Below are 846 nucleotides of genomic sequence, written 5' to 3'. Positions count from 1 at the left end.
CCCACCGGGTTCACAGGGCCGTCCCCGGGCGCAGCCAGCGGTCCCGGAGCAGGGCCAGGACGGCCACGGCCACGGCGAGCAGGACCAGGGACAGGGCGGCCGCGGTGTCCGGGTCGGTCTCCAGGGCGAGGTAGACCGCCAGCGGCATCGTCTGGGTGGTGCCCGGGAAGTTGCCGGCGAAAGTGATCGTCGCCCCGAACTCGCCGAGGGCGCGTGCCCAGCACAGCACCGCGCCCGCGCCGAGCGACGGTGCGATCATCGGGAGGGTGACCCGGCGGAACGTCACCCACCGGCTCGCGCCAAGGGTGGCGGAGGCATCCTCGAAGCGCCGGTCCGCCGAGCGTAACGCCCCCTCGACCGCGACGATCAGGAACGGCATCGCCACGAACGCCTCCGCCACGACCACCCCGGCGGTGGTGAACGGGAGGGTGATCCCGAACCAGCTGTCGAGGTAACGGCCGACGATGCCCCGCCGCCCGAAGGCCAGCAGCAGCGCCACCCCACCGACCACGGGCGGCAGCACGAGCGGCACGGTGATCACCGCGCGTAGCAGCCCACGGCCGGGGAAGTCCGCCCTGGCCAGCAACCAGGCCAGCGGCACACCCACCGCCAGCGACAGCACGGTCGCGATGGTCGCGGTCAGCAGGGACAGCCGCAGCGCCTCGCGCACCCCGGGCTCGGCCAGCAGCCGCGGCAGGCCGCGCCAGGGCACCCGCACGAGCAGCCCGGCCAGCGGGAGCAGGAGGAAGACGAGGGCGACGCCACCGGCGACGGCCAGCGGAACCGGTACCCGCCCGCCGGCCCGGCCCCGCGGCCGGCCCGTCCTGGCCTGGCCGTGATGCCGGA

General features: G+C 75.7%; 1 protein-coding gene. It reads right to left on the bottom strand.

Features of this window, described 5'->3' with window-relative positions:
• Nucleotides 1–10: 10 nt before the first annotated feature.
• On the bottom strand, nt 11–846 hold an 836-nt coding region (locus AC5LSR_RS22310; RefSeq protein ID WP_493468953.1), incomplete at its 5' end, for an ABC transporter permease.

Source organism: Protofrankia sp. CiP1_Cm_nod4 (assembly GCF_982290645.1).
This window is presented reverse-complemented; position numbering and strand designations above follow the sequence as displayed.